Annotated in this window: 6 protein-coding genes and 2 rRNA genes; all 8 read right to left on the bottom strand. The window is 62.7% G+C overall.

What is annotated here, in order from left to right; all coding sequences use genetic code 11:
• On the bottom strand, positions 1–2,247 hold the full coding sequence (locus CCR84_RS01825; RefSeq protein WP_242508483.1) for a TolC family protein: 2,247 nt from the start codon (positions 2,245–2,247) through the stop codon (positions 1–3).
• 413 nt (positions 2,248–2,660) lie between these two features.
• Complete coding sequence (locus CCR84_RS01820) at positions 2,661–3,341, bottom strand: response regulator transcription factor (RefSeq protein ID WP_201209230.1); 681 nt, start codon at positions 3,339–3,341, stop codon at positions 2,661–2,663.
• A gap of 259 nt (positions 3,342–3,600) precedes the next feature.
• A complete protein-coding gene (locus tag CCR84_RS01815) occupies positions 3,601–5,688 on the bottom strand; it encodes a sensor histidine kinase (RefSeq protein WP_201209229.1) in 2,088 nt (695 codons plus the stop codon).
• Between the two features lie 14 nt (positions 5,689–5,702).
• The gene (locus CCR84_RS01810) at positions 5,703–6,878 is read right to left on the bottom strand and encodes an alkaline phosphatase family protein (RefSeq protein WP_201209228.1); all 1,176 of its coding nucleotides are present in this window, start codon (positions 6,876–6,878) and stop codon (positions 5,703–5,705) included.
• 1,069 nt (positions 6,879–7,947) lie between these two features.
• Positions 7,948–9,774: a PHA/PHB synthase family protein gene (locus CCR84_RS01805; protein WP_201209227.1), complete on the bottom strand. Its 1,827-nt coding sequence runs from the start codon at positions 9,772–9,774 to the stop codon at positions 7,948–7,950.
• A gap of 91 nt (positions 9,775–9,865) precedes the next feature.
• On the bottom strand, positions 9,866–10,861 hold the full coding sequence (locus CCR84_RS01800) for an MBL fold metallo-hydrolase (RefSeq protein ID WP_242508482.1): 996 nt from the start codon (positions 10,859–10,861) through the stop codon (positions 9,866–9,868).
• A gap of 817 nt (positions 10,862–11,678) precedes the next feature.
• Positions 11,679–11,791 (bottom strand): 5S ribosomal RNA (gene rrf, locus CCR84_RS01795).
• 100 nt (positions 11,792–11,891) lie between these two features.
• A 23S ribosomal RNA gene (locus CCR84_RS01790) occupies positions 11,892–14,967 on the bottom strand.
• Between the last annotated feature and the right edge of the window lie 21 nt (positions 14,968–14,988).

The following is a 14,988-nucleotide window of genomic DNA, read 5'->3' as shown; positions in this document are numbered from 1 at the left end:
TCAACTTTCCGAATCGGGCGCCGGAGCGGCAAGTCCTTCGACGATCTCCGGCGTGCCTTCTGCGTCCGGCAGCACGACCGCCGGGGCAAGCGCGACCGATTCCTCGACCACCACGTCGAGCGCCGGGGCGGCGGCCGGAGCTTCTTCTACCGCGACGACGGGCGCAGGGGCCGGCGCTTCGACTGCCACCGGCGCGGCGGCTGCCTCGGGAGCCACCTGCGCCGCAGCTTCCTCGACCGCCGGGACGGCGGGGGCAGGAGCTTCTTCGACCGCGACGACAGGGGCGGGCTCGGCTGCCTGCGGCTGCAGGGCCTCCGGCGCCGGAGCTTCGACCGCTGCCGGCGCGGCTGCTGCCTCGGGCGCTGCAGGCGCCGCGGCTGGCTCGACCAGCGCTTCGGCGGGGGCGGGAGCTTCCTCGACCGCGACGACGGGAGCGGGCTCGGCTGCCTGCGGAAGAACTGCCTCCGGCGCGGCGACTGCCTCGGCAACCGCAGGCGCCGCGGCTTCCTCGACGGCGGACGCGGGCGCGACGTTTTCTTCAGCCGTCACGACCGGCGTGGGCACGGCGCTTTCCTGCGGCAGGGCCACCGGCGCCGGCGTCAAGGCTTCCGCGGGAGCCGGATCCGTCTCGCCCGCTGCGACCGGAACGACTTGAACGGCTTCCTCGGCAGCCGGAACCGCTGCTGCCGGCGAGGGGAGACGCGCCTGATCCATCCCGCTCAGGGAATTGGCCACGACCTGCGACAGCGCGGCCAGCGGCATGTCCCGGCTGCCGTCGATCACCGGCTCGAGGCCCAGGGTCGCCTGCAGCTTGCTGGCCGCCGCATGGACCTGGGCGAGCGCCTGATAGCGACGCAGCTGGCTGAGGATGAAGCTGGTCTGGTTGGCGACGCGGTCGAGCTTGGTCTGCGTCTGCGCGCGCTCGCGGTTGGCGATGTGTGCGGAGATCTCGCCGTCCACCCTGGCGATGGCGTCGGCGCGCTCGTACTGGCGGAAGGCGTTGGCGTACTGCAGGCGACCGATATGCACCTGGCTGAGCACCGCCATCTGCGTGGCCATGCGCCGCTGGTCGGCGACGGCGATGCCGGCTTCGGCGAGACGCATCTGGGCCGGTGCGGAGAGGATGCCGAGCAGGTTGAGCGAGATCTGCATCCCCGTCTCCTGCCAGTGCTGGTTGATCAGGTAGCTGTCGTCGCTGACCTTGTTGGCGTAGCTGAAGGAGAGGCCGGGGAAGACACGCAGCAGCGCACGCCGCGTTTCCTGGCTGGCGATGCGGGCGTTGTAGAACGCTTCGCGCAGGTCGGCGTTCTGGGCGAGCGCCTGCTCCTCCATCTGCTCGACCGGGATGTCGAGCCACTTGGCATTGGGCGGGCTGTCGGGCTCGATCACGGTGACGTTCTGCGCGAGCGGCAGGTTGGTCAGCGTCGCGAGTTCGACCCGTGCCGTCGACAGTTCCTGGTCGATCGCTTCGAGGAGGCGCAGGTTTTCCAGCACCTGGCGCTGGTAGCGCAGGGCGTCGAGCGGATTGCGCAGACGCGAGGCGCCGGCCATGCGCGAATCGTTGAGCGCGTCTTCGGCGGCAGCGATCGTCGCGTTCACGTCACCCCTGAGCTTCTGCGCGCTGGCGACGCGCCAGAAGGCGGTGCGCACGTCCTGGATGAGCAGATGCATTGCCTTGCGCCGCCGCTCGGCGGCGACCAGCACGCGGTCGGCGTTCTGCTTGGTCGCGTAGTAGCTCTGGCCGAAGTCGAGCAGGCTCCAGGTGAAGGAGAGATCCTGCGTGTTCACCAGCTTGTCGGAGGATATGTAAGGGTTGCTCTTCGAGGGCTCGCCCGTTATCGAATCGCGGCTGCGACTGATGAGATCCGAGTCGCGCTCGCGATAACCGGCGCTGGCGACGAGCTTGGGCAGCATGTCGTAGCTGCCGACATCGAGTTGCCCCAGGGCGACGGCTTCTTCCATGACCCGGACGCGCCGGTCGAGGTTGTACTTGAGCGCGCGGGCGATCGCTTCTTCAAGCGACAAGGCCCCTTGCAGCGCCTCGACGTCGCGCTGGATCAACTCGCGGTCGGCGGCCTCGAAGGCCTTGATCTCGTCGCTGGTCAGCGGTGCCGGCTTCAGGCCGGCACAGCCCCCGGCAGCGATGAGGGCAAGGCTGGCAATCGACAGGGCCAGCCTGCGCGAATGGCGGTCAGCGGAAGGTGCTTTCGGCGCAGGCGCCGAAAACGTCGATTTCGAGGCAGTCATGGTGGCAGTCCGGTTACGTTGAGCGAGGTTTTATCGATGGCTCACCGCCGGATAAGCAAGCTGAACACCGAAGGCGCCCAGATTGTCACAATCAGACGGTCGCTTTTACAACTCGTAACCCAAGATAGCCACTCAGAAGCGAAAAAAGCTTGCAAATCTTTGCAATCATCCTACGCAGGCAACACCAATCGATGCCATACGATTCAACCGCTTCGATGAATAATTTTTTGGCATATCTTGAGGGGAGCCCCGAAAACCCGGTCGCCGGGCGATGACGTCCCTGCAAGCATCTGATATTTATCGGGCAAGGATTCGGGCCGGCCTGCCCGCGGCAGCTTGCCGCAGCAGGGTTTCTCGCAGGAGCGGCGACAGCCGCACGCGTTTCACGGCGGGGGACGCCCCGCGCCGTCAAGTCAGACGAGCAGACAGGGCGCTGCGAAGGCGTAACCGACCCCCCATTCGGACTTGAGGGGGTCCTCGCCGTCAGCGGCGTCGCGAATCTTCTTGCGCAGACGGCTGATCTTGACCTCGATGCGACGCTCGTCATAGAGCAGGAAATCGTGGCCGAGGGCTTCGATCAGTTGGCGCCGGCTGGCGGCCTTGCCTCTGCAGCGGACCATGGTTGCGATGAGTTCCTGCTCGGTCTCGGTCAGCACCACTTCCTTGCCGGCGGGGGAAAGCAGTACGCGTTCCTGTCGCCTGAGTTGCCAGACGGACTTCCCGCTGCTCGGTGGCGCATGCAGCCGCCGGTATACCCGGTCGAGAACCGCCAGCAGAACGCGATTATTCACCGGCTTGACCAGATAGTTGTCGGCGCCGCCTTCGATGCCGAGAACCTGGTCCTCGTCGCTGCCGCGCGCGGTGAGCATCACGATGCCGAGTCCGGGCGTGCCGGACAGGCGCCGCGCGATCGAGAAGCCATCCTCGCCGGGCAGGCCGACATCGAGGAGGATCACGTCGGGACGATCCTCGGCGATGCGGGCATCGAGTTCGGCGGCCGAGCTCGCGCCGACGGCTTCGTGCCCGTTCTTGTGCAACAGGAACAGGAACTCCTGCTGCAGATCGAGATTGTCTTCGACGACGATGATTTTCATGCCCGGTCCGCTGCGCGTTGAACCTGGAAAAAGGAATTGGCCACGAAATGCACGAAAAAGACGAAATCATCGATCGGGTCAGACGCCGAGCGGATATGAGGTGCTGGCTTAGCCCCTGAACGACGGCAACCCTATGTTTTCTTTCGTGGCTGAAGAGAGCTTTTCACTTCGAACGGACATTTCAGCGGAGCGCGCCGGGTCAGTCAAGAGCGAAGCCCATGTCCGGCACGATTTGGCGGCTGTACCTGCCCGCAATCGATCACCTCCGGGTGACTTCGGTCACTGGCACGTCGGCTGCGGCGGACCCATCCGGGACACTCAAGTACGGCAACCAGATGCTGAAGCAGTTCCCCTGCACGCCTGTCTGCTTGAGGCTGAGCGTTCCGCCCTGCATCTGGATCATGCGCCGCGCCAGGGTCAGCCCCATGCCGGAGCCGGTGCGGCCGGCCGCATTGCGACCCCGAAAGTGTGCCGCGAAGACCTGCCCGGCTTCGTCCGCCGGAATCGTCGGGCCGGAGTCGATCACCTCGAGTCGAATGCCGTCGCTGCTGCGTCTGCCGGCGCGTTCGCCACGCAGGCAAATCAGGCTGTCCGGGGGACTGTATTTCACCGCGTTGTCGGCCAGGCTGAGCAGGACCAGTCGGGTCAGGTCGGGATCACACACGAATACAGCGGGAAGATCTTCGGCATCGACGCGGAAGACGTGCTGCTCGCTCAACATCTGTGCCGACCTGGCGGCCTCCCGCAGGAGTGCAGCCAGATCGCAGGGCTGGCGCTGGGCGCCACGACCGAGCAGGCTGAAGCGCTTGTCGTCGAGATGGTCTTCCAGCGTGTCGGCCAGGCGCCGGGTGGCGCGCAGGATCTTTTCGTAGCGGGCCCGGGTGACGGCATCGAAGCGTGACTCCCCCGACTCGGCATCGGTTTCGGCCTCCTGCAGGAGGTTCTGCGCGGTGGTGTCGATGATGGTCAGCGGCGTACGCAATTCATGCGACACCGTGGCGAGGAATTCCCTCTGCTCGGCCTGCGCGCGCCGTTCGCTGTCGAGCGAAGCACTCAACTGCTTCATCGACTCGTGCAGTTCACGTGTGCGGCTACTCACCCGCTGTTCCAGTTCCTGCGCGGCCAGACGCGAGGCCTCGAGCGCCTGCAACTGCGCAGCCTCCTTCTCCCGGCGCATGGCCTGATAACTCGCGCTGACTGCCAGATTCGCCAGCAACAGATACGAAAACGTCCCCAGGTAATAGGCGTTATCGACCAGTTCGTTGGCGTCGATCAGACCGCTGTTGCGCGCCAGGCGAGCAAATGCGCCAAGCACGAAAGGCAGCAGTGCCAGCAACAGAACTCTGGCGCGCCGGTTGCCCTGCTGCGCGAGCCTGAGCGCAATCAACAAGATCGTCGCCGTGGTCAGGCTCTGCCAGAGGATGTAGGCCGGGCGTGCCCAGGTCTGCTCGGTGGCAAGGAACAGCCAGAAGGCAAGCAAGGCCACCCCCCAGGTGGCGGCGACGAATGCAGTGACCCAGCGCGGCCGCGGCGGGTGCAACAGGCCGACGTACGAGGCGATGAAAAGCACGCCGATGGGGGTGTTCAGGACCCAACTGCCGGCCACCAAGGCTTCGTTGAGGGCGGGCATTCCCGACAGCAGGTACTGCGACAAGAAGCCCTCGGCAGCGAGGGCCGTCAGAAAGAAATCCAGGGTGAACAGGCTCAGGATGCCGTACGACCACTCGCGCGTGACCAGGAAGAGCCACAGACTGCTGAGGAAGAGCAGCAGGTGGATGGCCAGGAAACACCCCAGGAGCAGTTGTTCGCGCGCGAGCTCCTCCACGAAGGTCTCCGGGGACCACAGCAGCAGCTGAAAGCTGAGCGAATTGACCCCCTTGATCCGGACGTAGAAGGTGAGCGGAGTATCAGCGGGCAAGTCGAGCTTGAAGAGCGGCGAGCGGAAATCCACATCCCGCCGCTCCCGGGGATGGGCGTCGCCCGCCACGCGCGTGTCGATGCTGCCGTCGGCACGCGGCAGATAAAGGATGGCTTCATCGAGCGTCGGCGCATGCAGTTCGAGCCACCACTCGGGTTCGGCAGTCGCCGGTCGCGTCACGGTGATGCGCAGCCATGCCGCGCCCCTGATGTAGCCAAGCGCCGGCGGCGCCAACTGCGGCGCGAAACGGGCGGCGACTTCCGGTTGGGCGAGATCGGCGACGGTCAGCGCTTCGTCCGGGTCGAGCAGCAGGGCCCAGTGTTCCCCGAGCGACACCTTGCCGCTATCGGGCAGGATCTGCTGCGCCATCGACGCGGTGCTGAGCAGACAGGCCAGCAGCAGGATCATCGAGCAAAGGAAGCTGCGCATGATCGGCGTCCCGCTCAGACCCGGAGCGCGATCAGCGGCACGCGCATCTCGGCAGCGGACAGGCCGCCATGCACGCCGATCATGTCGAAGCGCTTCTCGCCGGGAAGCCAATCGACGATCGTCCAGTCGTCCTTCATCACCAGCACGAAGTCGCCGATGCGCGCGTGCAGGCGCGGGTTCGCCTCGCCCTGGCCGTACCAGCCGGCGGCGACCAACTCCTGGCTCGGCAGCAGGTCGAGCGCGTGGCCGAAACGCTCGCGCAACAGCTGCGCAAAGACGGCACGGTTCGGCTCGGCGACATAGGCGTAGGCGACGCGGCGTTCGCCGCAGAGCGGCCGTTCGAGCAGGCCGACGATGTCGGGGTGTTCGTCGAGCGCGATCAGGTGCTCCCTCGGCGCGTCGATGAAACCGTGGTCGGCGCTGGCGACGATCCAGGCGTCGCTGCCTTGCACCGCAGCGAGAAAGGCGCCGAAGGCGGCGTCGAAATCGGCAAGGATCCGCCGCGCGGCCTCGCTGCTGCGGCCCGAGCGATGGGCGACGGTGTCGTAGTCGCCCCAGTAGGCGTAGAAATAGCGCCGAGGACCGGGCGCGCGCAGGCGCTCGGCGAGTCCGGCGAACATCGCCCAGGGCGTCGCGTAGGCGAGGTTTTCGGCGCCCTGCGTATGCCAGGCGTTGAACGGGCTGCCGGCAATCGCGCGCGGCGAGAAGACGACGCTCGGCCGCGACAGTCGCGAGAAGAACGAGGGATGGTCGAACAGCCGCTGCGGCAGTTCGGCGGCCGGGAACTTCGGCGGCTCGCAGCGCGGCGCCAGAGGCAGGATCGCCAGCGTCTGGCCGATCTCTTCCAGATGCATGCGCCAGCCGGTGAGCGCCGACTGCTGCGGCGCCAGCCCGCTCATGAAGGCGCCGACGGCGCTGGCGGTGGTCGATGGAAAGACCGAACTGAGTTCGCCGACGACATGGCGCGCAAGATTCGGAAACTCGGCAGCAGACGAGCGCAGCAGCTCGGCGCCGAGGCCGTCGATGACGACGAGGACGATCGAGCGCGCTTCGGCCAGCTGCGCCGCCGGCAGCGCGCGGCATTGCGCATGGACGGGCAGCGCAGGCGTCGCGCCGCAGGCGACGCCGATGCTCTGCATCAGGTTGACGATGCCGCCACCTGAATAGTCCGGAAGGATCTGGCCATTCATGGCGCAAGCTTACTCGAACGCGTCGCGAAAGGGATGAACGCGGAGCGAGATTACCCGGGTGCCCATCTGTCAGCGTGAGGTGGGCTGTCACGGATTCGGGCCTCACGGCCCTCCCACGGCAGGACGCTGCCGTGAGCGGACGTCGCGATCGGCAACCCGTCATCGCGAGCCCGAAGGGTGTGGCGATCCAGTACGCAGGTCTCGCATCGCGAAGGGCGCAGAGACAGAAGAACGAACTGGATTGCCACGGCGCTACGCGCCTCGCAATGACGGCGTCGAAGCGTCCCCCATTCGGGCCGCATCGGCCCTCCCACGGCAGGACGCTGCCGTGAGCGGACGTCGCGATCGGCAACCCGTCATCGCGAGCCCGAAGGGCGTGGCGATCCAGTGCGTAGGTCTCGCATCGTGAAGGGCGCAGAGATGGAGGTACGAACTGGATTGCCACGGCGCTACGCGCCTCGCAATGACGGCATCGAAGCGTCCCCTGTTCGGGCCTCATCGGCCGTCCCACGGCAGGCCGCTGCCGTGAGCGGACGTCGCGATCGGCAACCCGTCATCGCGAGCCCGAAGGGCGTGGCGATCCAGTGCGTAGGTCTCGCATCGTGAAGGGCGCAGAGATGGAGGTACGAACTGGATTGCCGCGGCGCTACGCGCCTCGCAATGACGGCGGAGCCAGGAGTGCATGGAGAGGGGCTGAGAGCGTGATCGTCATCGCGAGCCCGAAGGGCGTGGCGATCCAGTGCGTAGGTCTCGCATCGCGAAGGGCGCAGAGATGGAGGTACGAACTGGATTGCCGCGGCGCTACGCGCCTCGCAATGACGGCCTCGCAGTGACGGCATCGAAGCGCCCCCTATTCGGGCCTCACGGCCCTCCCACGACAGTCCAATGCCGCAGAGCGTTTTCGTGGGAGGGGCGTAAGCCGCGAATGGGCGCAATTACCGGAACGGCATGCTCAATTCTTCCGCTTCAAGTGTACCGTCCCCGTAATGGAAAAGGGCGGCAAGGAAGATCCTTGCCGCCCGCGTAACTTCCGGAGGAGCGAGCCCCTCCGGTGCACCTCAGCTCAAGCTCAGGCCTTCTTCTGCTTGTCGAGGCGGAACTTGGCGAAGGAGCCCGGCGCGTCTTCGAGCACCGGCCAGCCGTTGGCACCGGGGACGCGCGCCTCGACCTTCTCGTCGCCCTTGGGCAGCGCGGTCACCCATTGCTGCCAGTCGGTCCACCACGAGCCGGGGTTCTGCGTCGCACCGGCGAGGAAGTCGTCGGCCTGCTCGGGCAGTTCGTCGTTGGTCCAGTAGCCGTACTTGTTGGCCGCCGGCGGGTTGACGATGCCGGCGATGTGGCCGGAACCGCCGAGGACGAACTTGACCGGGCCGGACGGCAGGTGCGCGCCCATGTAGGTCGACTTCCACGGAGCGATGTGGTCCTCGATCGCCGAGATGAAGTAGCAGGGCGTCTTCACCTTCGTGATGTCGATCTTGACCCCGGCCAGTTCGAGCGCACCCGGCTCGCGCAGCTTGTTGTTCAGGTACATGTTGCGCAGGTAGTAGCTGTGCATCGCGTACGGCATGCGCGTCGAGTCGGAGTTCCAGTAGAGCAGGTCGAACGGGAACGGATCCTTGCCGAGCAGGTAGTTGTTCACGACGAAGGACCAGATCAGGTCGTTGGCGCGCAGCATGTTGAAGGTGCCGGCCATTTCCGAGCCTTCGAGGTAGCCGCGGTCGGCCATCTTCTTCTCCAGCCCGGAGACCGACTGCTCGTCGAGGAAGATGCCGAGTTCACCCGGATCGGAAAAGTCGAGCATGGTCGTGAAGAAGGTCGCCGACGCGATGCGCTTGTCGCGCTTGGCCGCGAGCCAGGCCAGCGTCGTCATCAGCAGCGTGCCGCCGAGGCAGTAGCCGGCGGTATTGACTTCCTTGCTGCCGGTGATCGCGCAAACCTGGTCGAGCGCGGCCAGCGTGCCTTCGGTCAGGTAGTTCTCGAAGCTCTTGTCGGCGAGCTTCTCGTCCGGGTTGACCCAGGACATGACGAACACCGTGTGCCCCTGGTCGGTCGCCCACTTGATGTACGAGTTCTTCTCGCGCAGGTCGAGGATGTAGTACTTGTTGATCCAGGGCGGAACGATCAGCAGCGGACGCTTGAACTGGTCCGGGGTGCTCGGGTTGTACTGCAGCAGCTGGATCAGATCGTTCTGGAAGACGACCTTGCCCGGCGTCGTCGCGACGTTCTTGCCGAGTTCGAAGGCTTCGGTGTCAGTCATGCGGATGCGCAGCTGACCGTCGCCGGCTTCGAAGTCGTGCAGCAGGTTCTTGAAGCCCTTCAGCAGGTTCTGGCCGTTGCTCTTGACCGTTTCGCGGAACACTTCCGGGTTGGTCAGCGCGAAGTTGGACGGCGACAGCGCGTCGATGTACTGGCGGGTGAAGAAGTTGATCTTGTCCTGCGTGTGCGCGTCGATCCCTTCGACCGAGCTGACCGTATCGTGCAGGTGGCGCGCGGTGATCAGGTACGACTGCTTCATGAAGTCGAACAGGAAGTGCTGCTCCCAGTCCTCGTCCTTGAAGCGCTTGTCGCCCTTGGCGGGCGCGGCGACCGGATTGGCGAGCGGGACCCCCATCATCTTCATCGTCGTGTGCTGCCACAGCGAGAAGTAGTCCCACATCATGTTCATCTGCGTCTGCGCAAGCTTGACCGGGTTGGCCAGCAGGCGCGAGGACAGGTCCATGAACGCCTTGGCCACGCCGAGTTCATCGGTGGGCATGGCGATGCCCTGCTTGGCAGTCTTCTCGAGATGCTGGGTCAGGATGCGCGAGGCACGCTGCGCCACATCGGCGTAGGCTTGTGCAATCTCGGCGGGATTGGGCATTTGTTTCTCTTCAGCGGGGGTGACAGTCTTCGTCATGCATGACTCCTGGTGCGTTAGTTAAGCGGCCTTGCCGGCGGCGCCATCAGCTTGCGCCCCGGTGATGAAATTTTGACTACGGATGCTGCATTCAAACCCGAACAAAACGAGTGACGCCGTCGCTCCCGGCCTGGCGACGCAGGCGACCGGAACGCTCGAGCCGGTTGAGATGGGCGATCGCTTCGCCCATCGCGAACATCGTCTGGTGCGGGTCGAGCTCGCGCTCGAACAGCGTCGGCAGGAGATCGGCTGCCGACCTGGGCTGCGTGCACGCCGATTCGAGCAAGGCAAGGCGCTCCGCATGATGCGCATGCTGCGCGTCGACACGCGCATGCAGGCCGTGAAAGGGGAGTCCATGCGAGGGAAGAACCAGCGTCTCTTCGGGCAGATCGCGCAGGCGGTCGAGCGAGCCGAGGTAGTCGGCGAGCGAGTCGGCATGCGGCGTCACTGCATAGACGCTGATGTTAGTCGAGATTCTTGGCAACAAGATGTCACCCGAAATCAGAAGCTGTGTTGCAGCGCAGTATAACGCGACATGCTCCGGCGAGTGCCCGAAACCGATGCGAACCTCCCAGCAATGATCACCGATCACCAGGGAATCGCCGGCGAACAGACGACGGAAACTCGTCGGCAAGCTCGGCACGCCGCGGTTGTAGTTGCCGCTGGCAGCCTCGATCGCGGCACAGCGATCCCGGGAAAGTCCATGAGCGCGAAACTGTGCCAGCATCGGCTGGGTGCCGTGGCCACCGATCTCGTTCCAGACGGCGTGGGCGGTGAGATATTCGCCGAGTGTCATCTGCACCGGCCCGCCGGTGCGCGCACTCAGCCAGTCGGCGAGACCGATGTGGTCCGGGTGGAAGTGGGTGACGATGATGCGGGTGATGCGCCCGCCACGCGGTGTCGCGGCGAGGTCGGCGAGGATCTTCTCCCAGCACTCACGTACCACCGGCAGCGCGAAGCCGGTATCGACGATCGCCCAGCCGGCACCGACTTCGTCCTGGTCCTCGAGCAGCCACAGGTTGATGTGATCGAGGGCGAAAGGCAGCGGCATGCGCAGCCAGCGCACGCCGGGCGCAACTTCGAGCATCTCCCCGGGTGCCGGCGACCGCGCATGCGGATAGCGGGGCAAGCGATCGACGTTCGCAGAAGCAGCTGGAACGTCCGGGGCTGGATACGACATCGAAAAACTCTCCCGCTGGAATCAAGTTGCCTTTGACACAGGAAAAGGCCGCAGGTTCCATCGCCTGGACAAGTGCCGTCGACATGACGAAGCTCGGCACCGCCGGCAGGCATGCGCGCCCCGTCAGCCAAATCTTGGAACTATACCACAGGTCTCTCGAATGGCATCGGCGCGGTGCGGGCTGTCGATCGGCCTGGCGCAGGTCGATCGGCTTAACATGAAACTGCGAAGGGACGAAAGACGCTGCCCGGAGCTGCAACCCGTCATCGCGAGCCCGCAGGGCGTGGCGATCCAGTGCGTAGGGCTGATATCGGCGCGCGCGTGGCTAGCCGGCAAGAGCGAGGAGACGGAAGAACGAACTGGATTGCCACGGCGCTCCGCGCCTCGCAATGACGGCGTCGTTGCGACACGGAGGGAGGCGCCTCGCACTGACCGGAGGGCGACGCGTCATCGCGAGCCCGCAGGGCGTGGCGATCCAGTGGGTGGGGCTGATATGGCCTCGCGCGTCGATAGCCGACAAGAGCGAGGAAACGGAAGAACGAACTGGATTGCCACGGCGCTCCGCGCCTCGCAATGACGAAGTCGTTGCGCCACGGAGGGAGGCGCCTCGCAATGACGTAGATAAAGCCGGGGAAAGCATGCAGCGGGACACTATGGAACATAGTGTCCCAAGAAAGCACAAAGCCCCGACCAGGAACCTGGACGGGGCTTTGTGGAATGGGGAGCCTGGCGGTGACCTACTTTCGCACACGGATGTGCACTATCATCGGCGCAACTTCGTTTCACGGTCCTGTTCGGGATGGGAAGGGGTGGGTCCGAAGCGCTATGGCCGCCAAGCAAAACTTGCGGCTAGTCGAGGGTTCGACTAGGCGTTGATGGAGGAAGGTTGTCGTTGTGATTGTGTTGAGTTGTATTCTTGTGGCATGCACAAGGTTATAGGATCAAGCCTCACGGGCAATTAGTACAGGTTAGCTTAACGCATTACTGCGCTTCCACACCCTGCCTATCAACGTGGTGGTCTTCCACGACCCTTGAGGGGGATCGAGTCCCCAGGGAAGTCTTATCTTAAGGCGAGTTTCACGCTTAGATGCTTTCAGCGTTTATCTCTTCCGAACTTAGCTACCCGGCGATACGACTGGCGTCATAACCGGTACACCAGAGGTTCGTCCACTCCGGTCCTCTCGTACTAGGAGCAGGTCCCTTCAAACTTCCAGCGCCCACGGCAGATAGGGACCAAACTGTCTCACGACGTTTTAAACCCAGCTCGCGTACCACTTTAAATGGCGAACAGCCATACCCTTGGGACCGGCTACAGCCCCAGGATGTGATGAGCCGACATCGAGGTGCCAAACACCGCCGTCGATATGAACTCTTGGGCGGTATCAGCCTGTTATCCCCAGAGTACCTTTTATCCGTTGAGCGATGGCCCTTCCATACAGAACCACCGGATCACTATGACCTACTTTCGTACCTGCTCGACTTGTGGGTCTCGCAGTCAAGCACGCTTATGCCATTGCACTATTAGCACGATGTCCGACCGTACCTAGCGTACCTTCGTACTCCTCCGTTACCTTTTGGGAGGAGACCGCCCCAGTCAAACTGCCTGCCATGCACGGTCCCAGACCCGGATTCACGGGCCATGGTTAGAACCTCAAACAAACCAGGGTGGTATTTCAAGGTCGGCTCCACCGAGACTAGCGTCCCGGTTTCTCAGCCTCCCACCTATCCTACACAGATCGGTTCAAAGTCCAATGCAAAGCTACAGTAAAGGTTCATGGGGTCTTTCCGTCTTGCCGCGGGGAGATTGCATCTTCACAAACATTTCAACTTCGCTGAGTCTCAGGAGGAGACAGTGTGGCCATCGTTACGCCATTCGTGCAGGTCGGAACTTACCCGACAAGGAATTTCGCTACCTTAGGACCGTTATAGTTACGGCCGCCGTTTACCGGGGCTTCGATCAAGAGCTTGCACCCCATCACTTAACCTTCCGGCACCGGGCAGGCGTCACACCCTATACGTCCACTTTCGTGTTTGCAGAGTGCTGTGTTTTTATTAAACAGTCGCAGCCACCATTTCACTGCAACCCCTTCGGCCTTCGTCCGCGAGGGACTACAACCTACCAGGGCGCACCTTATCCCGAAGTTACGGTGCTAATTTGCCGAGTTCCTTCTCCTGAGTTCTCTCAAGCGCCTTAGAATTCTCATCCTGCCCACCTGTGTCGGTTTGCGGTACGGTCTCTCTGTAACTGAAGCTTAGAGGCTTTTCTTGGAAGCATGGTATCAATCACTTCGCGATAAAATCGCTCGTTATCACGCCTCAGCTCAGCTCCCCGGATTTGCCTAGGGAGCACGCCTACACGCTTGAACCGGGACGTCCAACACCCGGCTGACCTAACCTTCTCCGTCCCCCCATCGCATTACAAAGAGGTACAGGAATATTAACCTGTTTCCCATCGACTACGCTTTTCAGCCTCGCCTTAGGGGCCGACTCACCCTGCGCCGATGAACGTTGCGCAGGAAACCTTGGGCTTTCGGCGAGGGAGCTTTTCACTCCCTTTATCGCTACTCATGTCAGCATTCGCACTTCTGATACCTCCAGCATCCCTCACGAGACACCTTCGCAGGCCTACAGAACGCTCTCCTACCATATGCGTGCTCCTTTAATAACACTCGACTTTGTAAACGCTTTGTCGTCTCGCTTCGCTCGACGACAAGCGACTTTCCTCGAATGCCCTTAAAGGAGCACGCATATCCGCGATTTCGGTGCATAGTTTGAGCCCCGTTACATCTTCCGCGCAGGACGACTCGACCAGTGAGCTATTACGCTTTCTTTAAAGGATGGCTGCTTCTAAGCCAACCTCCTGGCTGTCTGAGCCTTCCCACCTCGTTTCCCACTTAACTATGTCTTGGGGACCTTAATCGGCGGTCTGGGTTGTTTCCCTCTTGACACCGGACGTTAGCACCCGATGTCTGTCTCCCAAGCTCGCACTCAACGGTATTCGGAGTTTGCAATGGTTTGGTAAGTCGCGATGACCCCCTAGCCATAACAGTGCTCTACCCCCGTCGGTGATACTTGAGGCACTACCTAAATAGTTTTCGGAGAGAACCAGCTATTTCCAAGTTTGTTTAGCCTTTCACCCCTATCCACAGCTCATCCCCTAATTTTTCAACATTAGTGGGTTCGGACCTCCAGTGCGTGTTACCGCACCTTCATCCTGGCCATGGATAGATCACTTGGTTTCGGGTCTACGCCTTGCTACTCTTCGCCCTTATCAGACTCGGTTTCCCTACGCCTCCCCTATTCGGTTAAGCTCGCAACAAAACGTAAGTCGCTGACCCATTATACAAAAGGTACGCAGTCACCCCTGCACAAAGAACCCTCCGGGTTCTTTGCCTGCACTTCCCTATTTCATACAGTATTCTTTTGACTCGGCTTCGCCTCGTCGAAAGAACCCTGAAGATGCTTTGTGCAGGGGCTCCCACTGTTTGTATGCATGCGGTTTCAGGATCTATTTCACTCCCCTCCCGGGGTTCTTTTCGCCTTTCCCTCACGGTACTGGTTCACTATCGGTCGATTACGAGTATTTAGCCTTGGAGGATGGTCCCCCCATGTTCAGACAGGGTTTCACGTGCCCCGCCCTACTTGTCGCAAGCTCAGTACCATCAGTTCGTTTTCGCGTACGGGGCTATCACCCACTACGGCGCCACTTTCCAGAGGCTTCCGCTAACGATCTGACTATCACTTGCAGGCTGGTCCCATTTCGCTCGCCACTACTTTGGGAATCTCGGTTGATTTCTTTTCCTCCGGCTACTTAGATGTTTCAGTTCGCCGGGTTCGCTTCCTCATCCCTATTTTATTCAGGATGGGATACTCCTTGCGGAGTGGGTTTCCCCATTCGGACATCTCTGGATCAAAGCTTCATTGCCAGCTCCCCAGAGCTTTTCGCAGGCTTGCACGTCCTTCTTCGCCTGTAATCGCCAAGGCATCCACCACATGCACTTATTCGCTTGATCCTATAACCTTGTGCTCTCTTT

The organism is Rhodocyclus purpureus (assembly GCF_016653115.1).
Lineage (GTDB): Bacteria > Pseudomonadota > Gammaproteobacteria > Burkholderiales > Rhodocyclaceae > Rhodocyclus > Rhodocyclus purpureus.
Note: the sequence above shows the minus strand (reverse complement) of the source record. Positions and strands in the feature narration are given on the sequence as shown.

Excerpts from the sequence above, each read along its gene's own strand:
- CCR84_RS01800 (WP_242508482.1), bottom strand. The coding sequence starts at position 10,861 with ATGCTCGAAGTTGCGCCCGGCGTGCGCTGGCTGCGCATGCCGCTGCCT.
- CCR84_RS01825 (WP_242508483.1), bottom strand. The coding sequence starts at position 2,247 with ATGACTGCCTCGAAATCGACGTTTTCGGCGCCTGCGCCGAAAGCACCT.
- CCR84_RS01805 (WP_201209227.1), bottom strand. The coding sequence starts at position 9,774 with ATGACGAAGACTGTCACCCCCGCTGAAGAGAAACAAATGCCCAATCCC.
- CCR84_RS01815 (WP_201209229.1), bottom strand. The coding sequence starts at position 5,688 with ATGCGCAGCTTCCTTTGCTCGATGATCCTGCTGCTGGCCTGTCTGCTC.
- CCR84_RS01820 (WP_201209230.1), bottom strand. The coding sequence starts at position 3,341 with ATGAAAATCATCGTCGTCGAAGACAATCTCGATCTGCAGCAGGAGTTC.
- CCR84_RS01810 (WP_201209228.1), bottom strand. The coding sequence starts at position 6,878 with ATGAATGGCCAGATCCTTCCGGACTATTCAGGTGGCGGCATCGTCAAC.